Below are 22854 nucleotides of genomic sequence, written 5' to 3'. Positions count from 1 at the left end.
AGGCAATATGGAAGATTTTTGAATCATTCTTTACCCTTTTGGGCCATTTTAAGCCCTTTTTTCAAGCTTGATTTTCACTACGGAAAACTAATTCAAAAAAATTTACCCCTAAATAAGAATCTAGGGGTAAAAACTTGCTAAAAAAGTCGCCATATTGCCTTCAAGTCGCAAACAGCCGGGAATTCATATCAAATCTCCTTCAAGTCGCAAGCAGCCGGGAATTCACATCAAATTTCCTTCATCTCCAGCACATTATCCCCGATGACGATCTTATTTCTATTCAAAAACTCCGCAAAGCCAGGGATATCCTCAATCTGCTGAATAACTTGAGGAGCATGGGCATCGCAGCCCACTACAAATCTCGCACCCTTCTCAGAGGCCATCTGGAAAAAGCGGTCACTAGGATAATTCCTATGGTCAATAAAGCCGTAGACATTAACTTCAAGAGGCTGATCAAGGCTGACTGCAGCGTCAACAAGTCTCTCCATCTGATTCATGTAAAGCTTCTCATTGCCAACAAAATTAATAAGGTCAGGATGAGCAAGATACAGGAAAAGACCTGTTTCCATGCCCTCGATGCAATGATCAACATAGCTGGCGAGAACCATCTCATCATCAGTCTGAAATCCAACATAATTTCCATTAGGTTCATCCGGAACGTTGTGCTGTCCCTGAATGATATAATCAAGCGGATATTTCCTAAGTTCTTCCATAAGAGGATCAAAGTAATCTCTAAAATACTCGACTTCGTAGCCTATAAGGATCTTGATCTGATCCTTGTATTCCTCACGAAGATCAACAAGCGTCTGAGTATAATCTGGAAGCTCAGCCATTTTCATTCTGGTACTTGATTCATAGAATGTCTCATAGGGCTGAGGCGTGTGATCTGAAAATCCAAGTATCTTAAAGCCCTTCTCTATAGCTCTTTCTACATATTTCCGCTCTGTTCCTACTGCATGATTACACCTAACGGTGTGTGTGTGATAATTTGCCAGCATCTCTTTTTGTCTGTCCTTTCTGTCGTGGCGAGCCCTAGGGACGGAGGTTAGAGCTCATTTTCCCAAAAATGAGCTCTAACCTCCGTCCCTAGGGCTCAAAAACTCTTTATAGCCCGTACTGCTGCTTGAACTCCTCGCTGATCTCAGTGCCCTCAAGGAGCTTGTTTCCTTTTTCTATTAACTGTTCTGTAGAATATCTTCTATAGAATCCAACCTTCTTTTCATAATCTTCAACCTCAGACATTACAATAAAAGCATCATTTTGCGCATTGTAACCCATTCCGCCATTTATTGCAGCAAGCTCGATCCAGCTCTCAAGTTCGATCATATGAGTCACCATACCAGCTTGAACAAATAGAAGATTCTTGTCTTTATCATGATAGAACGCTGCCTGTGATGCAAATTTTGAAGCATTTTCAAGGTTTGTCTTGGCAATAAATTCGCCAGTTTCATAGTCGTAGCGGTATAGCTCTCCATTAGCATACATCACCAGCAGCTCTTTTGGTGATGTATCGTCCCTGGAAAAGACATACATTCCCTGAACTTCAACTTCGATACAGTTGATCCTCTGAAGTGAATTGCCTTCAAGATCAAATATCTCGATCATGTGATCATCAGTAGTGACTATCTTCCTGCTCTCTGGATCAATGACAGCCTTAACTGTCTCAGCCCATTCGCCACTATGTTCTATCACCTTTGTTTTTTTGTCTCTACGCTTAAGGTTCAAGATCTGGTCCACATCTCCGCCGCAAAAAACAATGTCATTTTCTTTATCAAACTCAATGACGTTTTTGGAATAACTATCAGTGTCAACGCCGTAGCCCTTAGCCACTCTTTTCTCGAGATCATAGCTATAAAGAGCTGGTCCATTAATAGCGTCTCCTACATAGTAAAAGATCTCTCCGTCTCCCATAACTGCTTTGCAATCATATGTTTCATCAAGAAGAGTGGTCCTTGTAAGCTCCCCTGTAGCATTGTTAATCTCCAAAAGGTCAAATCCCTTACCAGAAGAATCTGTCAGATAAGTATAGCCATTCTCATAGCCAACAAGCTCATAGCCATAGAGACTATCCTCATTGCCAATCTCAACCTGATTCATGAAACTCATAGAACTTAGATCAAAAATTGACACACTGTCTTTTCCACCATTTGATGAAAAAATAGAGAGATATTCTTCGCTGCATCCATATTCGATGTTATTATCATAAGCCAGGTATGAAGGTGAATCTTTTAAAAAACGAATATCATCATCATAAGCTTTTACAGAGTAAAAGATAAGCTCATTACTTCCCTCTTTATGAACATAAGCCCCGCGGTTGGCTATAGCTTTATCCATACCATCAGCGAAATAGTAGCTTATGATCAGCGAATCATCATTAGGCAAAAGTTCATAAGCCGCGTCACCGCTGTTAAGGTCAATGTATCCACCATCATGGGTAAAAAACATTGGATAGCTCTCTTTTGCACTTAGCCACTGCATATTTGTGATAGGCGAATTAGTGTTGTAGGATTCTAAAAGTTCGCCAGTAGTCCTGTCCCAAATGCTGATGATGTTGCCGGCATAGAACAGCACGCCGTTCACATCGTCTATAGTTGTAAATTCTGAGTCATAGGCAAAAGAATTCTCGGCAAACACATCCTGCCATCGCAGTGATAAGTCATCTGCGTTTATGCAGAATATTCCCAATTTATTTGTTGAAATCACATTTTTATTTTCATAACTGTAATTAGTTTCTCCCATGCCTCTTGTGGTAGCAAATACAATGGTGTCATTGCCGATCCACTTGCTCTTAAGGAAATAATATCCATCAGGAAGATACCCTTCTGCAGCGCAGTCTAAGTAGGTAAGATCTCCTGTCTTCATGTCGCAGACCACAAGGCAATCAGGAGTTCCCGTTTTAAAACTTGTGAAAAACGACAACTTGGAGCCATCCTCACTGAATTGGAATCCTGCAAAAGCGATGCTCCTATAGTCATCACTTTCTGTAGGAATAGTGTAAACATCAAGAATTGTACCTGTGTTGATATCAAGCTTGTAGAGTCCGTCAGAATCAGTAGCTACCATGACCGACCCATCCTTCATAACCTGAAATTCGTCACGGATGGTGTTCGAAATCCACTCGTCACTAAGTTTCTCATGCCTCCACATTTCAGAGCCATCAGAAGTATTTACAGCCATGACAAACTGATAGCCCGTGATCATCAGTATGTCTTTATCCAGGAATTCAATATGCTTGGCGCCATCATCAACGCTGCTGTACTCATACACAAGCTCGTGACTGCCGTGATTCCACACCCTCACATTATTTGATGCATCAATGGCAGCACATGCAGATCCGTCAAAAGACATCTGGAAATCAGTGATCGTATCTGGCATGGTATAGTTCCAGGTTGCAGTAATATTAGCTGAACCGTCATTTGCAACATAGGCTCTTGTAGCCTTGGTTATAGCCTTTTCTGCCTCGGGGATTACCGGTCTGTCAGGGGTTTTCTCATTTGGAAGCGCAGCAAGAGCAAGCCACAAAGCCTTGAGCCTCTGCTCATCATTCATGTACTTCTCAGACTCGTTTGCCAGGAACTTAGACTCATTGTTTAAGGCATTGATATAGTTTTCGTTGATCCTGTGGTTGCTGTAGATCATGTAAGCACCAAAGCCTATGAAAAGAGCCATGGAAGCAGCAAAGATAGCAGTGAGCCTCTTCATCTTGTACTGGCGCTGCCTGTCCATAAGTTCGTTGTATGAACAGCCGATCATGGCTGAAACAAGCCTTGGAACCTCCGTTGCCTTAACATCTTTTCTCTGGAGTCTGTAATCGCAGGCAAGTGGCTCAACCTTCTCTGTCACAGTCCTGATCTCGCCATTTACGTCAGTGATCTGCACCTCTCTTGATAAAAGAATCTGCGGAATAACTTCATTTGGTTCTCCATCCGCAACAACTGTAAAGATGTTATCTCTTGAGTGATTCTGTAAAAAGAGCTGGATTTCCCTCTCAACCCAGGTTGATTTGCAGGTGTTAGTAGAGCAAAGAACAATAAGATGATCAGAGTTTGCAAGAGCCTCTTCAATTGTGGCACTAAGGTCACTTGTAATAGGGAGCTCATCAGTATCTCTGAATATTCTCTCAATCTTCTTTATGCCTGTCTTTTTCTGGATCCTGGCTGGAATGTGATAGTGCTCCAGGTCCTTTTCGATCATTGCCGCAACCTTATTATCAAGGTCCGCATGCTTGTATGAAATAAATGCGTTGTAATGTGTACTCATTTTCCCAATTTCTTTCCTTTTCCCGAAATGAGCCCTAGGGACGGAGGTTGTGGCTCACTTTCAAAAAAATGAGCCCTAACCGACCTCCCTAGGGCTCATTTTTTCCTCGTTACCAGATGATGAGTCTATCCTCTGGTGCAAGATACATATTGTCACCTTCCTTGACATCGAAGGCTTCGTAGAACTCGTCGAACTGCTGAACCGGTACGTTAGTTCTTGAGTAGTTAAGAGGATGTGCATCCTGTGTAAGCTGGCTGAATTCATCGCTGTAGGTTGCGATAGATGCGTTCATCTGTGCGTATTTGATAAAGAACTTCTGGTAGTCGAAACCTTCTACCTTGGAAGCCATTCTAAGTGCACACTGAAGACCTGTCATATCGGCAACCATCTCTGTGTCAATATTAGAGCCGATGAAATGGTCATCGCCAAAGGCTACGATAGTATCAAGATAGTCATCCATCTTACCAACGCGCTTCTGGAACTCTTCTTTGTCAGCTTCTGTCCACCAGTCTCTGTAGTAACCTTCAGCATCAAACTGTGCTCCATTGCTGTCAAATGCGTGTGAGATTTCGTGTCCAACCCAGAAAGCACCGATTGAAGCATAGAGTTCTTCTACGCTCATATCACTTGAATAGAAAGGTTCACCCATCATACCGATGATCATGTTGATACTGTTATCGCTTGGATTGTAGAAGGCATTACAGTCTGTAACAGCCATTCCATCAGCCCATTTCTCATGATCAACCTTCTGTCCCATGAGTTTAATATTTTCTTCAATATTATGATTAGCAATCCTGGTGTCTGCCTCGATAAGTGAGCAATCTGTCAGGTCGATACCTGTTGTATCGTTGAACTTGTCAGGATAAGCTGCATGTATAGTGATGTTATCAAGTTTCTCGATAGCATAGTTTTTAACTTCATCTGAAGCCCATTCATTCTCGGAAAGAAGCTCTCTGTATGTGTCGATGACCATCTGACACAGCTCTGTCATCTTCTGTCTATCTTCTTCTGAACCATACTTCTCGATGTAAACGATCTGCATTGAATCAGGAAGTGAATCAATAACGCTGTCATAAGCCATCTCTTCATCACTTACTGTTCCACTCATGCCAAAATACTGGGCTACAAGCTCATTCTTTTTATCATAAGTCTCTTTATCAACACTTGTTGAGAAAGGAAGAATGTACTTAACGATCAAAAGTGACTTGATGGCTTCAATATTTTCTTCAGTGTAGATCTCATCAAGATATGAGAAGTAGTCTGGTGTTGTAACAAGGTATGGTCCGTCATATACATAACCTGACGCTGTAAGGATCTCCTTTAATGGAAATGTCTTGCTACAAGCTGAAGCATCATCAAAAGACATTTCGTTGTTGATCTTGTCATAATAATCATCAGCATACATATCGTTTGTGCTGTAGATCTTAGAAGCAAGCTTAGTCTCAAAATCAAAAGCCTGATCAAAGCACTTGTTTGCCTCATCCTCTGACATACCAAACTTCTGAGCCATGTATACAAACATGTCTTTTCTATAGCCGTAGTACATGTCGCCGTAATCTGTTCTCTCAGAGTACTCAGCGGAATCACTAAGTAAAAGATCTGGTGTGTCCACAATAACGATATTGGTCTCAGGGTCGTTGAGGCCGACGCCTGCGCCGAAGTTTACAAAATTGTAGTAGTCGTAAACTGTTTCTTCATCTGTTAAAAGCTTTGTAACATCCTCAAGACTCTTTACTGCTACGATCTTGTCATAGCCTTCCTGAAGTTCTGTGACACCAAGCTTATTTCTTGACTCCCAATCAAGGATCAGACTGTTGTATGTACGAACAAGTTCAGCATCGTGGCCTTCAATAGTCTCATCCTTTAAGAGCTCCATACACTGGTTCTTTACTTCAAGACCACGCTCTGCGTAATGGCTCCACTGTGTGTAACCATCTGGAATATCGTTCTCAAGGATCCAGTCCTTATTTGCATAAAGATGAAAATCATCCTTTGGGTCTACAACTGTATCTGCAGTTACGTTTGACTTAAGCTCTGAGTTTACCCAAGGAGTTCCTCCCTGACCCTTTGTAGCTCCATCTTCGCTCTCATCCTCTGCTTCAGATGCAGATTCTGATGAATCCTCAGCACTTTCACTTGCTTCAAGTGATGCACCATCTCCTGCTGTCTGTGGCTCAGTCTTTGCCCCACATCCTGCCAGGAGAGAAGTCATCATGCAAGTAGTCAAAAGTACACTTAACGCTTTTTTCTTCATTTTTTCTTCTCCTCATTTTCCGAAACGCTTTTCATAACATTTTTTGTAACAATTATAGCTATTATAAATGCTAAAAAGTAAGAAGAAAATAATAAATTTATTATTCCGTATTTACAGTTTTTTTATTGTCAGGTGCTAATATGTCTTTACCGCAAAATTGAAATCATTTTTTTTAGGAGAAGGAGCTTATGGAAAAAATCATTTCAAAATTAATGTATGCAATATTGGCGTTAATAATGATAGCATGTGCACTGATAGTTCTTTATGCTAAAAACCCGAATGTTGCGCAGTTCATAAAGAATACCGCAGATGAGATACCAAGACCTGTCATCACTGTAAATTTAGAGGAAGGTGAAACAGAGGTCGTAATGGAATCAGCAGCAGCCAATTCTGCACGGAACTAAATACTGTACTTTTTATCTATCTTTCAATAAAAATGAGTCCTAGGCGTCCTGCCTAGAACTCATTTATATTTTAGCCGTCACTATTTTGATCAGGGTCACCGCTTGGTGGACCACTATGCTCACCATCGCCTTGTCCTGGGCCACCGCCCATTCCGCCGCCCATGGATCCCATGTCGGAAAGAGTTATTGATGAAGCATCTATCAGAGCGTCAGGATTTTCCTCCTGCTCTGCATCTGTGGAACCTATGGTTCCATCAAGCTGGCCAGAAATACTCTGACAGCGAAGCTCTACAAATGTTTTCATTGTCTCAACTGCAGTTTCGAATTCCTCTGTTGTGCAGAACTTAGTTGGGTCTTTTTCTACATATTCAGAGATCATGTCATAGGTAGATTCGATAAGGTCCTGTAAATACCCACTAGTATAGAACTGCTCAAGGAAATCTGCGTAGTACTCGTGATACATCTCTGTGTACTCATCACAGGAGGTGATCCATGAGAACATAGGCCTGTCATCACTATCCTCAGAAACTGAAAGAGGTGTGTCTATAGGATCATTAACCGCTCCGTCAGCATCCTGCCCCTGGAATGTTCCATAAGCCAAGTTGTAATCCCAAGGAATCATAGAAAGCAAGCCATCTTCCTCGTACAAATAATAGTTGTGAATCATGGAACCTGTGTAGCTATCACCGTTTACAAGGAAGTTATGCACTACCATATATCTCATAACTGCGTCTACATCAACAGCTTCTGCAATCTTGTCGGCATCCTGTTCCTCTATACCTTCACTTAGAGTCTTAAGAGAGTTTATAAGTCTCTTTTTATCTGACTTCTTGATGTTAGTCTTGGCGCTATCAAAAATATTTGAGTAGCTGTCAATGTCATCATCTATATATTTGAGTTTGGAATCGTCACTGCCCATTCCACCATGTTCTTCTTGGTCCTTCCCTGGCAACTCACCTGAGCGATCGCCTGGCTTTTTACCAAAACCTTCCGGCATATCACTAGAGTCCACGTCATTCATGTCAAAATCTCTGCCGTTTCCTCGGCCACCGCCCATACTCAAAGTATCAGGCTTGTAGAGATTTCCGTAATTTGTTCCATTATTTCTTTCAAGGAAAGAATCCTCAACTGCTTCAACTGCAAGATATAATCCCCAGTCTTCGCCGTTAACTGTGATGTAAACATAGCTTACAAGTGGCGCATCTACGCCAAACTCACCCATAAGCTTGTATGCAAGATAATCCTTCATCATGGTATAGTCCTGGATCAAGTTGTTGAGGCACAACTTATCAAGTCCGTGATATGTATTGCTGGACTCGTAGCAGTCAAATTCAATTTTGAAGCTGTATCTGTCACTATCAAGCTGTTCTACCGTCGAAAGCGACGTGTTTCCCTTACCTCTGATACCAACGTTGTAAACTGTCTCACCATCAATTGTCACGTTGGCCGCTGAGTACTCTTCAGAAGTTGCTGTTTCAAGGAAACTATCCCAGTCATCAATCTCGATGTCGATGGTATGCACGTAGCTGTCATCAAACAAAAGCTCCTCATATCCCATCTCCACCGAGTCGTCAGCTGTAATACCGATGGCAGAGCCATTCATGAAAAGAACTGTCGCAAGAACAGCGAATATAATAACAAAAATACAAACCTTATCTATTAGCTTGTGTGTGGACATAGATTTCTCCTTATCCCATGTATTCTCCGTTGTAGCTAACAAGAACTGCGTTGTTTACGCCCTTCATATCAGCAAGGTCATTTACAAAATCTGTGTTGTCTTCCTTAAGTCTTACTTCCAGGTTAAGTTCAAGGTTGCCCTTCTGAGCGCTCTTGCTCTTAACAACCATGCGGTTTACTCTCTTTTTGATATAGTTACATGCTTCTACTTCTGCCTCATGATCTACGCAATTGATCACGATGATGTAAGGCATGAGATAGCTCTTTTTATTAACAAAGATAAGTAAGATTGCTCCGATGATCACGCTGCCAAATACTGCAAGAGGGATCATTCCAGCTGCAAGTACGATACCAACTGCGATTGACCAAAACAGGAACGCGATGTCCAAAGGTTCTTTTATCGCAGCCCTGAAACGAACGATTGAGAGGGCACCGACCATACCAAGTGAAAGAACTACGTTGCTGGTAACAGCCAGGATTACGAGTGTTGTGATCATTGTGAGTGCTACTAAAGTTACGCCAAAGCTGGAAGAGTACATTACTCCCTGGTATGTCTTTTTGTAGACAAAGAAGATAAACAGTCCGATTGCAAAGGCTAAAACCATGGCCAATACCATGTCTAACACACTTATACTAGTTACATTTTCCAAAAAACTTGATTTAAAGATGTCATTAAAGGTCATTTTTCATTCTCCTATTTTCTTTTAATTTTCTTTTCAATATTCTCCGTATCCATGCTCTATTCGCGGTTGCCTGCAGGCTTCATATTTGGAAAAAGAGCCGACTCTTGCATGGGGCAATTGGACAGCGTCTCTGATGATCTCCGGTAAAAATTCGTCCCACTTAACTTCCATAATGCAAACGCCCATAGCTGCAGGGATCGTAACGCATTCAGTATTTAAAAAGTCCGTGTTGTTAAGGCCTGTCCTGATGTTATAATCAAGTGTCACTCGAACATTACCCGGAGCATAGATGAATGGCTCTCTGGTGTAATCAACGATAACTCTTGGCTTTAGCCTGTCTGCTGTCATTTTGGAATAAAGCTCTTTTATTAGTTCATTGTCACTATGCTGCATCCACTCAATGTCGCCACCTACAATTGACTGGGCCTGAGTATCTGTAAGGTTTGCTGATATCTTTGTTCCAAGATCGCCTACTTTACACTTCTTTTCAAGATGTATTACGGATCTGTTGCCGTTGTAATATCTGATTCTGAACTTCTGTCTTCTGCTTACGCCTGCTTGTTTTTCAACAAGTGCTTTATCTTCCGGCGTATCAAAGTACAAGCTTCTTATCAGATACTTTCCATCAATTGCATGAGTATCTGCCTGCGCCACCGCTCTTAGTCTCTGGCGGATCGCAATCATGTCTGCAGTTGTGATCTCATGCTTAAGTTCGTGCCTGTATTTCACTTTCGTCTCCCTTCTGCCTTTGCTGTAGCTCATTCTATGGAATGAACCTTAAACCAACCTAAAAGCAAACTAAAAGAAGAATAAAAAAGTGAGCCCTAGGGACGGAGGTTAGGGCTCATTTTTTTGGAGTGGGAGGCTACTATGACCCGTTTTCGCTACCTGCAACGCAAGTTTTATTTTATTTGCAGGTAAAGATTGTGTCTCCTGTAGGGTGTTGTGCCCCGTTTTCGTTACCTGCAACGCAAGTTTTCCTTAATTTGCAGGTAAAGATTGTGTCTCCGGGAGGGTGTTGTGCCCCTGTTTCATTACCTGCAACGCAAGTTTTCCTTAATTTGCAGGTAATGATTACGACATCGGGAGGCTACTATGACCCGATTTCGTTACCTGCAACGCAAGCTTTTCTGAACATGCAGGTAAAGATTACGACTCCGGGAGGCTACTATGACCCGGTTTCGTTACCTGCAACGCAAGTTTTATTTAATTTGCAGGTAATCAGAGTCCAAAGGCAAGCGAGAAATAAGCGTAAAAAAAGACCCGTAACTCAGTTACAGGTCTCTTCCTTTATCTTATCTATCAGCTCCAAATCTGCTGGAAGCCAATCCACTGTATTCAGTTCGTCGAAGCCTAGCCACTTAGCGGCTTCATGTTCTAAAAGTTTGAGTTCTCCAGAAGCTACCGTCGCCCAGAAACAAAGCATATGCAAATGAAATGTTTCATAATCATAGTCCACAATATCAATCAAGTCGTGAACACTAATCTCAGCGCCAAGTTCTTCCTTGATCTCGCGAACCAGCGCTTCCTCCGGTGTTTCACCTTTCTCTATCTTTCCCCCAGGAAATTCCCAGCCATCCTTGTACTCACCGTATCCTCGCTGAGTAGCGAATATCTTTTTCTTGTTATCATAATTATCGCAGATAACTGCTGCTACAACATTCACTATCTTCATTATTCATTTTCCCCACAACTATCAATGATAATTCATTTATTGACTATCGAATGTATGTTCGATATAATTGTGACCGTGCTACCTGTAGCAACGGTAGGCGGTTAGTCCTCTTCCAGAGGACTGTGACCTCTGTTTATCATAGAAATCTCGTATGAGAAATCTTTGTTGGAGGTACTTGCTTATGCCACTAACAATCAGTGACCTCATTGCAGTGCTTGCACTGTGTGCGACTTTTTTTAGTCTTGGTTACATGTTTGGTAGGCATGATTCCAAGACACAAAAATAACCGCCCCAGCCTGGTAAGTTGAGCGGTTATTTCACTACCAATCAATGATGGGCTAACCGTCTACCGGTAGCACTCACATAAATATACTAACATTACCTATAATTGGCGTCAAATAGATTTACACGTCCCCAGTATTGTGCTAAGGTACAGTCAACTCGTTAATTTTTGCATTATATAAAGAAAGAAGCACTAAAATGAAAAGAAAATTTTTAATCCCCTTATTAACAACAATCCTAGTTCTGACTGCCTGCGGCAAAGACGCAGGTTCAGACCCTGACAATATATTTGAGTCAACAGCTGGTAACTCAGCAGAAACATCTGCTGAAAACTCAAACAACAGTGACTCACGTGATTCCATGGCAAACGCTGAGCCCATCTCTGAAGACGAGATGAATGAGTTCAACGATTTATTTTCAACTCCAGAATACATTGGCTTTCTCAAGAAGCCTTTTAACGATCCATCTGAGCTTGATTGGGACGTAGTTCTTGAATCCGGCGGCGGCATTATAGACACTAACATTTCTCAGGATGAGATAGACGCATTCGTCAAAGAAGAAAATCAGGAGCGTCTTTATGCAAATTTATGGCGCATTTCCAAAAAAGACCTTGATTCATACGCCAAGTCACATACAGGTGAAAGCTTTGATGCAGGAAATAACTCTTTTACCTGGAGATACCTTGAGCAATACGACTCATACTATATAGAAAAGTTTGAAATGGAAGAGCCTATCTTTTTCACTTGCGTATCTGGTGAAAAGAGTGGAACCGAATACTCTCTCAGATTCACTACTGACCAGCCTGACCATTACGGCTATAACTCTGATAGGATCATAAACCTAACAAAGGATGGCGACAGCATTATCGTAAGATCAAACTCCATACAGTGGGAAGAAAACTGTAATCCAAATCAAACCTTCGATGTAGAGCTTGTTCCTGGTGAAGGACCTGTTCGCTTTATCTCATATCCTGGAGATGCCCAAAATGGTGTAGGTATAGCGATAGTCAAAGACGGTAAGCTTATTACAAGCTTAAGCACTTTCACTTCCCGCGGCGACAACTGGGGATATTTCAAGAAGTTAAACGCTGTTGGATTCTTCGACTTCAATGCTGATGGGGTAAAAGATATAGCGATGATCGGAGAGACAGACTTTGGAACAAACATAATCCTTGCAGAATCAGTGCCTGGTGGAAGTTATGAAGACTTCTATGATGTCCCAGAAAAGATTGAAGAGCAGTACGGCGATAGCGTATCTATTCCCCAGATCAAATCATTCCTCATGGGAGACAACACAGACTGCACCTTTGGTCATTACGAAGATGCTTACGAACAGATTGCTAACCTCTATCACATTGGTAGCGACGATGTAACCTTTGATCTTATATATGTGGATGATGACGACATTCCTGAACTTGTGGCAGGCAAAGACGGTTATTATGTTTCACTCTACACCTTCAAAAACGGACATGCTCACTGCTACATGCACCACTGGACCTATGGTGCCATGGGAAATGCTGGATACTACTATTCTCCACGCAAAAATGTTTTTCACAATACAAACTATGACTATGCAGGTGCCATTCAGTACGAAACTTTCATGTCAATTCGGGAAGATGATGAGCTTGAAGAAGATTTATGCGCCAAGTATATTTGGTTTCAGGATACTGATGGCGACGGTGCTCCTTCAGAAGACGAAGAAATGTCTGATGACTACACTGAGCCATATGGCGAATACTACACTAATTTAACCGGCAAGGACATGACAACAGAAGAGATCAAAGCTGAAATTGAACGACTTGAATCTCTCGAATTTAAAGAGGTCCACGGTAGCATAAGCTTCGAAGAACTCAGCGGCGCCTTAGGAGTCAGATGAGCCTTTTGCCACTCCATGATACTGAAGTGCCAGCATAGTAATATCATCAAACTGAGGTGCATCCTTGACGAAGTGATCAATACTCGTGCGCACGTTCTTATCAATATCTTCAACAGATTTATCAAGATTTTCATTAAGGGCTGTTAGGAGTCTTTCTTCTCCGAACAGCTCTTTTCCTATATTAGTAGCTTCCGTCACGCCATCGGTGTAGAGGAAGATCACGTCGCCTTCATACAGATTGATCTTGCCGCCCTTGAATCTAATGCCTTCAAGAGTTGCAACTGGCGGAGAATGCTTCTCTTTTACCAGTTCAAACTTGCCTGCTCGCCTCTTGAGAGCTGGATACTCGTGACCAGCATTTGAATAGACCAGCTCACCTGTAGATATTGTAAGGATTCCATGCCACACCGTTACAAACATCTCTAGAATATTGCCTTCGCAGAGTTGATTGTTCACATTTCCAAGGATCGTATTGGGATCTAAGTCTGTTGAATTCAGAGTCTGAGTCTTTATGATAATCTTGGCGATCATCATGAAAAGAGCTGCCGGCACGCCTTTACCGGAAACATCAGCCATAGTGATAGCCAGATGATCATCATCAATAAGATAAAAATCGTAGAAATCCCCGCCGACCTCTTTTGCAGGAGTCATAGAGCCATAAAGGGAAAACTCCTCCCTATCCGGAAATGGTGGAAAGACTCTAGGCAACACATTTTCCTGGATGCTCTTTGCAAGGGATAAGTCCCTGTCTGCCACAGCTTTTTCTCTGCCCTGGATTAGGTTCAGAACACCGTACATCACAAGTATCACCAGCATAATGACGCTGGCAATGATAGAAAGCCCGTAGGCCGGGGATGTTATGATAGATATCACCAGAGGTCCAAGGCCATATACAAAGAAAGCGACGATCTGATACTTCTGAAGATTCTTTCGTTCTATCACCACCACAGTAAGAGTTCCTATCATGGTAACAAAGGAATAGATCATGGACATAGGGTATAATGCGCTTCTTTGGTAGATGGATTCTGGCGTGATAGTATAGTACATTCCATTAAACTGATTTATGACCCGGAAAAAAATGGCAAGAAAAAGTCCAACTCTCGCAAGAATATCCAGTGCTTTGACACTTTTCTTATCAAGCTCTAAGTATGTTCTTGTGTACATCCAGAAAAAGAAAGCCTCAAAGGGTGCGCAGCAGTAATAAAGAAAGTTATCTACATAATTAAGCCATCTGTATTTCACAACGCCGTCTACAAGCCAGGCTACTGAATCGCTAAAAACTCCCAAATAAGCTACATTTATCAGGCACAAAAGCCACTTTAAGTTGCTTCCTGTCTTTTGTACATCAATAAGGCAGCATATGAAAAGAACGTAGCCCATGAGCATTCCGAACATGTCGCATCCAATGTTCAGGATGTAGATAGGCTTTAGATTTGTCAGCCCTCTTATGTAGATCAGCTGAGCACTGATCAATATCATAAAGAAATAGACAAACGTTGCTATTATTGCTCTTCTTTTTTGTCTCTTTGAAAGTAGATTCATATCATATCCTCACTGTTAACACATTTATTCCAAGTAGATTCTGGTACTTCACCTCTTCTGCTATCTTAAATACCATTCTGATCCCGATGTTTTTTGTAATATCTTCATCTTCTGCAAGGAACTGACGCTCCCTCGGGTCAAAAGCAACGCAATCATCCTTTATTCTCAGTATGATGTCGTCATTTTTGTGAACCACACGGACATCCACGGAATGTTGCCTCTTATCATTAGTAAAGCCGTGCCGCACAACATTTCCTGCCATCTCTTCCATGGAAAGTCCAGCAATATAGGATCTCTTTTTATCAACTCCTCTCCCCCTGCAGAAATTCTGGATCTTCTCGGCAACAAGAGGGACATCCTCCATCTTCTTAAGTGAAATGTCCATCCTGTCATGACTGGAAGTCCCGAATTCATCAGGCATTGCGAGGAATTCCTCCAAATGCCGTGGAATCGTTCCCTTCACCACCAGTGGATACACGCAGATCACGAAGGTCGTAACCACGCCGCTTAGGACATAGGCTATGTACACACTATTCATTCCAAGGCTCTTTATCAAAAGAACTGTGAACAGCGATACGCACAAAAAACCGTCAAGAACATTTAAGATATGTAGTATCACGTGCCTATCAACAGCATGGACATAGCAAATGAAATGCATGATGATAAGGCTAAAAGGCATGCTGAGTGGAACGATCCTAAATCCCCAGACAGTCATCATGTAAACTGGATCCGCAGGATCTTTGTAAAAAAGTGATGCAAAGGGCTCAGCCAAAACAATGATAAATACAGAGATTCCGCACATGATAGGGATGTATCTTCTAAACATTCCCCTCATGATATCCGTCAGCGTCTGCCTGTCGTCTTCACCTATGGCAACGCTTATGAGAAGCCTTGATACTGCGATCATTCCGGCAGGTATTGCCATGAACACAGTCAGCAGGTTATTAACCGCTGCAAATGCTGAGATTCCGATGCTTCCCACATAGGTTGTAAGAAGGCCGTTGATGATAAAGCCCCTTACTGAGTGAAATGCGCTTTCCTCTGCACTTGGAATTCCGATGAGAATAATGTCTTTTAACTCATCCAGATCAAACTCCCTCATGTTAAATTTCATGTAGGAGGCGCCGAATGCAAAGTGACTGGCTTCCAGCAGGCAGAACACCCACATTCCAAGGGACGAAGCAAGGGCTAGTCCGAAAGCTTCCATGTGGAGCACACGTACAAATATGTAATTCAAGATGAGATTCACGATGATAAAAGAAATACTGGCTACAACAGATACTCTCTGTCTGTTTTCAAGAGAGAGAAAAACAGTTAGCTGATTACCTAGTATAAAAGGAATGATGCCTATAGCCTGACCTAGAATGTATGTGTTGAAGATCGCTCTTACTGAAATATCTTTTGTAAAGATAAAAGTCAGGTCAAAGGCCGCCAGAAACAAAAGCACAGTGATGATCGCCAGAGACAAAAAAACAGACAGAACGACGTCTAAGGTAAAGATGTTGTTTACCTTGTGCTGCTCATTCTGTCCCATGTATTTTCCACATAGAAATGCAGAACCACCCAAAAGGATGGTACTGCATGCTGATATTATAAGATTCAAAGGGCCGTACAAACCTACAGCACCCATGGCATCTATGCCTACAAAGTTGGCTGCAAAATAACTGGAAACTATTCCGTTGACTGTACCCACTGCTGCGAACAGGATCTGTATCGGAAGAAGTCGCATCATCAGTGAAGTGACCATCTTAGCATTAGCTTTATGTTCCTGCATTGCACCGTCCCCTCAAAATATATACATATTATAGCATTTATTTTGACGGTGTGGCGATAGTAAATGAGCCCTAGGGACGGAGGTTAGGGCTCATTTTTGCAAAAATGAGCCACAACCTCCGTCCCTGGGGCTCACTTTTTTCACTTCGTGAGCATTACGTCATAGATACCTCCAAAGTCTGAATTCTGCCAGGTCTCTTCGCCTGTGCCCCAGACATCAAAATATCTGCCTTCCTTAGTAAGGTAGGTAATGTTCTTACATTCTTTTAAAATAGTTCCATCATCGTTCTTTGTTGTCTTTGAATAGTTGACGTTGATGATGCCATTATCTCTTTTGATGATATTATCAATATCGTAGCCTTCTGCTCTGATCTCTGAAGCAAGGTCTGTTCCAACAGCCTCGTTAAGCTCTTGTTCTGTGATCTCAGTAGCCTCAAACTCTGCAAAATCGCCTGCTGCCTTGTCATAGTAGAAGTAGTAGTTCTTCCAGGAGTGGCCTGTGATCATGGCCTCATCTTCCTTGCCCTCTTCATATTCAAAATAAACATCATAGGCACTCATTGAAATGCAGTAATCATCCACATAATCAGGCTCATAGAATGAACCAAGGCCAGACACAATGGATTCATGGCACTCACCGCCATCAACGTAAAAGAGGTATGAAACTGCGCTAGTTGTATAGTTCTTGTTTATTTCAACAAAGATCTTATCTTCTGTTGTAATCTCATTAAGAACCTTACCATCATGGTAAACAACATATTCTTCAGGCAAAGCTTCTTCGCACTTGTCATCTGAAACAAACCAAAGTGTTCCTGTACATTCACCAAATTCTTCATCAGGCTCATTACCTATAAATACGAAGGCTTCTTCCTTGCCGTCACCATCAAAATCCTTTGAGATAATGTCGCGGACATCTTCAATTGTCTTTCCGGATTTTTCTACTGCTTTCTGAGCAAACTTGTTGTTTGCGGAATCTTCTTCCACCACAGAACTTTCCTCTGTGCTTTCCTCCACACTACTAGCCTCTTCGCTACTTTCAGTTCTTCCTTCTGATAGTCCCTCTGGCTCTGCCTTTCCCGCATTACCACACGCCGTCATTATCATCATTCCCGCAAGAATGATCCCAATAGTTTTCTTTTTCATTTCCTTTTATAAACTCCTTTTCCTATATATTACAGTTCTTTTAACCTCATCATAAAAATAGAATACTCATCATTCTGGAAGTCCAGGTCTGGTGAGTTCTCGCCGCCGCCATTGGTGCTACGCTTGATCTCTGCGTAGAATTCCTCGCCCTGGTTGACTATGTCCATCACACTCATAGGAAAGCCCTCTTTGGTCGCGAGATCGCAGAAATCAGCAATAGGATTGGCAGAATTCCTGGTGTTTAGTAGCTTTTCTTTTAAGTCGCTGTTTGTCTTTGCCTTCTCTATCAGTTGTTCCAACATTTCAGTAATTTCCATAGTCGCCTCCTTATGCATTAAAGTGTATTCTCAATTCTCACAAGTCCCTGACCAAAATCCTCGTCGTTGTGATCCATGACATGGTCGTAAAACTCATGAAACGGCATAACCTTCACATCATTAACTTCATAAGTGTCGAATTTAAAGCCATCCGCCGGCACATCCACTCTGCACATAAATGTGTATACGAAGAGCCCTGTTCCGTCGTCCCACTCTACGCTACTTTCAAACGCCAGTTTCAGCTGCTCTGGTAAAAGAGCTATGGAAAGCTCTTCCTGAACCTCTCTGCAGGCAGCTTCTAGAGGTGTTTCTCCGCTCCTTACTCCTCCGCCAGTCATATCCCACTTACCAGCGTAGTACTTGGCTTTGAGAGATCTCTGCTGCACAACGTACATTCCTTCGCCCTGTCCTGGAGCTGGGCTGTCGCTTGTCTTCATCATTATAAGGACGTGTTTTCTAAATTCGCCAGGTCTTTTTTCATCATGCTTTGGGACGTCCTCCCTGATCAGGCGCCCCTCTTTATCAAATATATCTACGAATTCCATGCGGTTTCTTCTTTCGATGTCGCTAGTTTTTAATACTATACCACAAAATGAGCCCTAGGGACGGAGGTTATGGCTCATTTTCACAAAAATGAGCCACAACCTCCGTCCCTAGGGCTCACTCGCCACCATGTTGACATGTCGCACTTATACAGTTAAGCTATTTCTATTTGTTAATGATTTTTGTATTTACTTAGAGGAAAGAAATGAAAGAGATAACCCTTGAAGAACTTCAAAAGCTCCCAAAGAAATCCTATGCGCTGATAGATGTCCGCAGCGAGGATCTCACAAACTACGGCACGATTCCAGGTGCCAAGGTCATAAGTCCTGAAGAGTTAAATGAAGAAAATAACTCACAGATATCCGAGATCCCAGCTGACAAGAAGATCATCATGTTCTGTCAGATCGGCAAAAAGACTCAGGACCTAGAGCTTGATACATACGCAAGCGTCAAGGATAGAGACTGCTACAGTCTTGCCGGCGGATATATGGCATACCTTCAGGCTGAGCTTAATAAGATGGATACTGAAGGCAAACAGAAAAAAGCTGAGGAAAGCATCCAGAAGAAATTCCATAAGCAGCTCTTTACCCCATTCGCAAAAGCCTGCAAGACCTACAAGCTCATAAACGAGGGTGACCACATCGCAGTGTGCATCTCAGGCGGCAAAGACTCTATGCTCATGGCCAAGCTCTTTCAGGAAATCCAGAAGCACAGACAGGTCAGCTTCAAGATTACCTTCCTCGTTATGGACCCAGGCTACAACAAGGAGAACAGAGAGCTCATCGAGGCTAACTGCAAGGCCCTTGGCATCCCTGCTACTATTTTTGAGAGCACTATCTTTGATACTGTAGATACTATTGAAAAGAGCCCTTGCTACCTCTGCGCCAGAATGCGCCGCGGATACCTTTACAGCAAGGCAAAAGAGCTGGGCTGCAACAAGATCGCACTTGGCCATCATTTCGACGATGTTATCGAAACTGTACTTATGGGAATGCTATATGGAGGCCAGATCCAGACTATGATGCCAAAGCTTCACAGCACAAACTTCGAAGGCATGGAGCTTATCAGACCTCTTTACCTGATTAGAGAAAGCGACATCTGCGCGTGGAGAGACTACAACAACCTACATTTCCTCCAGTGTGCATGCCACTTCACAGAAACATGTTCAACCTGCCACGAGGATGGCACTACAGCTTCAAAACGACTTGAGACCAAAAAGCTCATTGCTGAGCTCAAAAAGACCAATCCATTCGTGGAGGCGAACATCTTCAAGAGTATGGAGAACGTAAATATTGATACGGTAATCACCTACAAGAAAAAAGGTAAACGAATCAATTTCCTTGATGAATATTAATAAAATGAGCTCTAACCTCCGTCCCTAGGGCTCATTTCATGTGAAATGACGAATACGGAGCTTTATTCCTGTGCTTTCAGAAAGGGCCTTGCATTTTGCGATGTCCTCCTCTGGAAGCACATCTACTATAGACCACTTTACGTCTTTGATTTCTTCCTTGCACTTTGTGGCAAAATCCACCATTTTATCAAAAGCCCCATCGTACTTTGGACGGGTAACTTCTGAATATTTCTTGCTGTCAGGAGCATTAAGGCTGATGGATACGGCATCTATGACCTTAGCTATCTCCGGCACGATGTTCCTGCCGTTCTCTTCATTACCAAGTCCATTGGTGTTGAGCCTTGTTCTTAAGTTCTTTTCCTCCTTGGCAACCTTGGCTGCTGCTAAAAGAGTCTCCAAAGCACAGGTAGGCTCGCCATAACCGCAAAAAACAAGTTCATCAAAGCCTTCAAAATCATAATTTCTGATAGCATTAAGAACCTCATCAGTTGTGGGATTTTGCTGATGCCACAGAGTATCTGCACTTCCAACGCCGTCTTTAAGCGAGCGAATGCAGAAGGTACAACTGCAATTGCACTTATTTGTAATGTTTGCGTAAACTGAGTCTTTATATTTGTACAAGATATCTGCCATGATTCTTCTCCTTAACCTTCAAACTGAAATAGATTTCTTTTAACTCCTGCCCTGTCAAAGGCAGCTGCAGCCAGGTAAAAGAAAAGTGCACTTCCTCCAGACTGGATAAAGCTTCCTGAAAACGCTGAAAGTATCGCTGTTTCTGTTCCAAAGAGGATTGCCTCTGCGATATAGTAGCCAGTAGCTGAAATAAAGAAAGAGATGATAGGCGCTATCAGATTTCTTTTGCTCATAATAGTATTCCTGCGGCTTGAGAAAGGAATCACTATCAGCATCTTGATGATAACTGTAGGGATCATCCACATAGGAGCAGTTAAAAGATCTGCTATTCCACCGCCAAGGGCTCCAACCAGCATTGCGTATGGCATTGGAAGCATAGCCGCTGCAAGATAAATGATAGAGTCGCCAAAGTGAATGTAGCCGCCATTTGTTCCAACCGGAACGTGAAAAATGTAAGCTGTAAAGATAGTTGTCATTGCAGCCATGAGCCCTGTCATGGTTATCAGTCTTACTTTTGAGTCTTTGAATGTCTTGTTCATGTTAGTCTCCTCCGCTTAAGTATCCTAAAACCTTTTCAAAATCAACTCCGTAGTTCCTGTCTTTATCACCTGTAGCCTCAATTGCGCTACTAATGAACTCTGTAGTAAGTTTCACTGCATCTATAGTGTTTTTGCCCTTTAATATATAGCCTAGAAGCGTTGCCGCAAAAAGATCTCCTGTCCCCGAGTAGCTCTTGCCATTGGTCTTGCACTCTACTACCTCATTACCATCTCCACTCACAACAAGGTTACATAGCTCGTGGTCACCTTTGTGAATGCCTGTTACTACAATGTTCTGAGCCTTGCTCGTTCTGACCTTTTCTGCAATCCCTATAACTTCCTGGATCATCTGATCCTGATCTTCGATAGCCTCAAGCTCTTTTGCCTTACCTGCATCAAAACCTGCAAGGATGCAAAGTTCCGTAAGATTTGGCGTAATAATATCTGCCGTAGTAGCCAAGAGCTTAACCTTTCTAAGCATCTCATCTGAATAGTTTGAGTAGAATCTTCCGCCATCTCCCATAACTGGATCCACCAAAAGACTGGTGCCATCTACTTTGAATGCCTTAACAAAAGAGATTATGTCGTCCGCGTCTCTTTCATGTGGAATATACCCTGTGATGATGCTGTCGAACCTAGCTCCCATCTTGAGCCAGTCTTCTTTGCACTCTTCTATTAGAGTAGAGGTATCAAATAAATGAAAATCCGGAAATCCTGTCTGAGCCGACAACACAGCAGTTGGCACCGGACAAACCTCAATTCCCATGGCTGATAACACACCTATGTCCGCCATAAGCGAACATTTTCCAAAGCCTGACAAATCATTGATTGCTGCAACCCTCATGATATCTGTCTCTCCCAACATCTAAATTATTTAATGGATACTTTACTTTATATCTGATGATATATAAATATACAGAATCAAAGTTTTTTATAATACCAGATTTCGGCACAAAAAAATGAGCCCTAGGGACGGAGGTTAGGGCTCATTTTTTTGTAGGTGAGCCATAACCTCCGTCCCTAGGGCTCATTTTTGTCATCCTTTAAAATACTGTATCTTCTCAACTACCTTGATAGGGCTCTGCACCATAGCTGCAAATGCTTTGCCATCTGTCTTTTTGCCAATGATATTTCCGTAATGGGTAGGAATCGCGTACTCTGGTCTGATGGTGTTGATGAGGTCAGCAGCTCTTTTGGCATCCATAGTGTATGTTCCGCCAATTGGTAAAAGAGCTATGTCACACTTAACCTTGCTGATATCCTTGTTGGCACCTGTATCTCCGGCAATGTAAATGCGCTTACCATTAGTGATCACAATATATCCAAGCCACTCTGCGCGCTTGGGATGAAATGGCTTAAGCGTGTTGTAGGCAGGAACTGCCTCCAGCTCAAGACCGGCAACATTTCTGTTCTCATTTGGACTAAGCGCTACAATCTCCTTAACTTCGCGAGAAAGCTCTCTTGCATCATCCTCCATCTTGGCAGGAACAATGAGGATTGTCTCTGGCTTTATGACCTTGCGGATATCCTTAATAGAGAAATGATCGTAGTGCTGATGAGTTATGAGAACGTAGTCAGCGTCATGATAGTCTTCCTTTATCTGGAATGGATCTGCATAGATCACCCCAGCGTCACTTTTTATCCTAATGCTACTATGTGTGAAAACCTCGATATTATCTATCATTCAGAGCTCCTTTCAGGATTTATTTGCCATCGCCAAAGCTTGTAAATGAACCTCTTTCAACTTCAGGAAGTCCGTATTTTTCTTTGGCGTCAGCAAATGCTTTGATCATAAATGACATGTTTCTAGCAAGATTTATTTCTTTATATTCCATACTTCCCTAATTTATAATACCAGATTTCGGCACAAAAATGAGCCCTAGGGACGGAGGTTGTGGCT

General features: G+C 42.3%; 20 protein-coding genes. 3 read left to right on the top strand and 17 right to left on the bottom strand.

Features of this window, described 5'->3' with window-relative positions:
• Window positions 1-227: 227 nt before the first annotated feature.
• From bhn_RS02270 to bhn_RS02260, 3 genes are all read right to left on the bottom strand, one after another.
• Window positions 228-998, bottom strand: a complete 771-nt coding sequence (locus tag bhn_RS02270) for a histidinol-phosphatase (RefSeq protein WP_071175171.1) — start codon at window positions 996-998, stop codon at window positions 228-230.
• A gap of 106 nt (window positions 999-1104) precedes the next feature.
• Complete coding sequence (locus bhn_RS02265; protein WP_071175170.1) at window positions 1105-4260, bottom strand: toll/interleukin-1 receptor domain-containing protein; 3156 nt, start codon at window positions 4258-4260, stop codon at window positions 1105-1107.
• A 109-nt stretch (window positions 4261-4369) separates the two neighbouring features.
• Window positions 4370-6514, bottom strand: coding sequence for a M13 family metallopeptidase (locus bhn_RS02260; protein WP_071175169.1), 2145 nt, complete (start codon window positions 6512-6514; stop codon window positions 4370-4372).
• 188 nt (window positions 6515-6702) lie between these two features.
• Between bhn_RS02260 and bhn_RS02255 the strand changes: the two genes are divergently transcribed.
• Window positions 6703-6918 (top strand): hypothetical protein, encoded by a 216-nt coding sequence (locus bhn_RS02255; protein ID WP_071175168.1) that lies wholly within the window; start codon window positions 6703-6705, stop codon window positions 6916-6918.
• A 70-nt stretch (window positions 6919-6988) separates the two neighbouring features.
• On the opposite strand, the gene bhn_RS02250 is transcribed toward bhn_RS02255, so the two are convergent.
• The 4 genes from bhn_RS02250 to bhn_RS02235 form a co-directional block, all read right to left on the bottom strand.
• Window positions 6989-8596, bottom strand: a complete 1608-nt coding sequence (locus tag bhn_RS02250; protein ID WP_071175167.1) for a CotH kinase family protein — start codon at window positions 8594-8596, stop codon at window positions 6989-6991.
• A gap of 10 nt (window positions 8597-8606) precedes the next feature.
• Window positions 8607-9278, bottom strand: a complete 672-nt coding sequence (locus bhn_RS02245; RefSeq protein WP_071175166.1) for a DUF4956 domain-containing protein — start codon at window positions 9276-9278, stop codon at window positions 8607-8609.
• A gap of 33 nt (window positions 9279-9311) precedes the next feature.
• Window positions 9312-10007 carry a polyphosphate polymerase domain-containing protein gene (locus bhn_RS02240; protein WP_236845952.1) on the bottom strand — a complete coding sequence of 232 codons (696 nt, stop codon included), beginning with the start codon at window positions 10005-10007 and terminating at the stop codon, window positions 9312-9314.
• Between the two features lie 541 nt (window positions 10008-10548).
• Complete coding sequence (locus bhn_RS02235; RefSeq protein ID WP_071175164.1) at window positions 10549-10953, bottom strand: (deoxy)nucleoside triphosphate pyrophosphohydrolase; 405 nt, start codon at window positions 10951-10953, stop codon at window positions 10549-10551.
• Between the two features lie 480 nt (window positions 10954-11433).
• On the opposite strand from bhn_RS02235, the gene bhn_RS02230 reads away from it, so the two are divergent.
• Entirely contained in the window at window positions 11434-13110 is a 1677-nt protein-coding gene (locus tag bhn_RS02230) for a hypothetical protein (protein ID WP_071175163.1), read from the top strand.
• On the opposite strand, the gene bhn_RS02225 is transcribed toward bhn_RS02230, so the two are convergent.
• The 5 genes from bhn_RS02225 to bhn_RS02205 form a co-directional block, all read right to left on the bottom strand.
• Complete coding sequence (locus tag bhn_RS02225) at window positions 13096-14652, bottom strand: PP2C family protein-serine/threonine phosphatase (RefSeq protein ID WP_071175162.1); 1557 nt, start codon at window positions 14650-14652, stop codon at window positions 13096-13098. The genes bhn_RS02230 and bhn_RS02225 overlap by 15 nt on opposite strands.
• Before the next feature lies 1 nt (window position 14653).
• On the bottom strand, window positions 14654-16426 hold the full coding sequence (locus bhn_RS02220; RefSeq protein ID WP_071175161.1) for an MATE family efflux transporter: 1773 nt from the start codon (window positions 16424-16426) through the stop codon (window positions 14654-14656).
• Window positions 16427-16566: 140 nt separating this feature from the next.
• Window positions 16567-17568 carry a hypothetical protein gene (locus tag bhn_RS02215; RefSeq protein ID WP_071175160.1) on the bottom strand — a complete coding sequence of 334 codons (1002 nt, stop codon included), beginning with the start codon at window positions 17566-17568 and terminating at the stop codon, window positions 16567-16569.
• A gap of 29 nt (window positions 17569-17597) precedes the next feature.
• Window positions 17598-17885, bottom strand: a complete 288-nt coding sequence (locus tag bhn_RS02210; protein ID WP_071177399.1) for a Nif11-like leader peptide family natural product precursor — start codon at window positions 17883-17885, stop codon at window positions 17598-17600.
• Window positions 17886-17902: 17 nt separating this feature from the next.
• Complete coding sequence (locus tag bhn_RS02205; RefSeq protein ID WP_071175159.1) at window positions 17903-18430, bottom strand: NUDIX domain-containing protein; 528 nt, start codon at window positions 18428-18430, stop codon at window positions 17903-17905.
• Between the two features lie 203 nt (window positions 18431-18633).
• Between bhn_RS02205 and bhn_RS02200 the strand changes: the two genes are divergently transcribed.
• The gene (locus bhn_RS02200; RefSeq protein ID WP_071175158.1) at window positions 18634-19782 is read left to right on the top strand and encodes an ATP-binding protein; all 1149 of its coding nucleotides are present in this window, start codon (window positions 18634-18636) and stop codon (window positions 19780-19782) included.
• Between the two features lie 36 nt (window positions 19783-19818).
• Here bhn_RS02200 and bhn_RS02195 read toward each other — a convergent pair whose 3' ends face one another.
• The 5 genes from bhn_RS02195 to bhn_RS16005 all read right to left on the bottom strand — a co-directional run bounded on the left by bhn_RS02195 (window position 19819) and on the right by bhn_RS16005 (window position 22789).
• Window positions 19819-20415: a TIGR04100 family radical SAM protein gene (locus bhn_RS02195; protein ID WP_071175157.1), complete on the bottom strand. Its 597-nt coding sequence runs from the start codon at window positions 20413-20415 to the stop codon at window positions 19819-19821.
• Window positions 20416-20426: 11 nt separating this feature from the next.
• Complete coding sequence (locus bhn_RS02190; protein ID WP_071175156.1) at window positions 20427-20954, bottom strand: TIGR04002 family protein; 528 nt, start codon at window positions 20952-20954, stop codon at window positions 20427-20429.
• A 1-nt stretch (window position 20955) separates the two neighbouring features.
• A complete protein-coding gene (locus bhn_RS02185; RefSeq protein ID WP_083385634.1) occupies window positions 20956-21819 on the bottom strand; it encodes a bifunctional hydroxymethylpyrimidine kinase/phosphomethylpyrimidine kinase in 864 nt (287 codons plus the stop codon).
• 171 nt (window positions 21820-21990) lie between these two features.
• Window positions 21991-22638: an MBL fold metallo-hydrolase gene (locus bhn_RS02180; RefSeq protein WP_071175155.1), complete on the bottom strand. Its 648-nt coding sequence runs from the start codon at window positions 22636-22638 to the stop codon at window positions 21991-21993.
• A gap of 19 nt (window positions 22639-22657) precedes the next feature.
• Window positions 22658-22789, bottom strand: a complete 132-nt coding sequence (locus tag bhn_RS16005) for a hypothetical protein (protein WP_257786646.1) — start codon at window positions 22787-22789, stop codon at window positions 22658-22660.
• Window positions 22790-22854 lie beyond the last annotated feature (65 nt).

The sequence above is a fragment of the Butyrivibrio hungatei genome (assembly GCF_001858005.1).
Taxonomy (GTDB): Bacteria; Bacillota; Clostridia; order Lachnospirales; family Lachnospiraceae; genus Butyrivibrio; species Butyrivibrio hungatei.
This window is presented reverse-complemented; position numbering and strand designations above follow the sequence as displayed.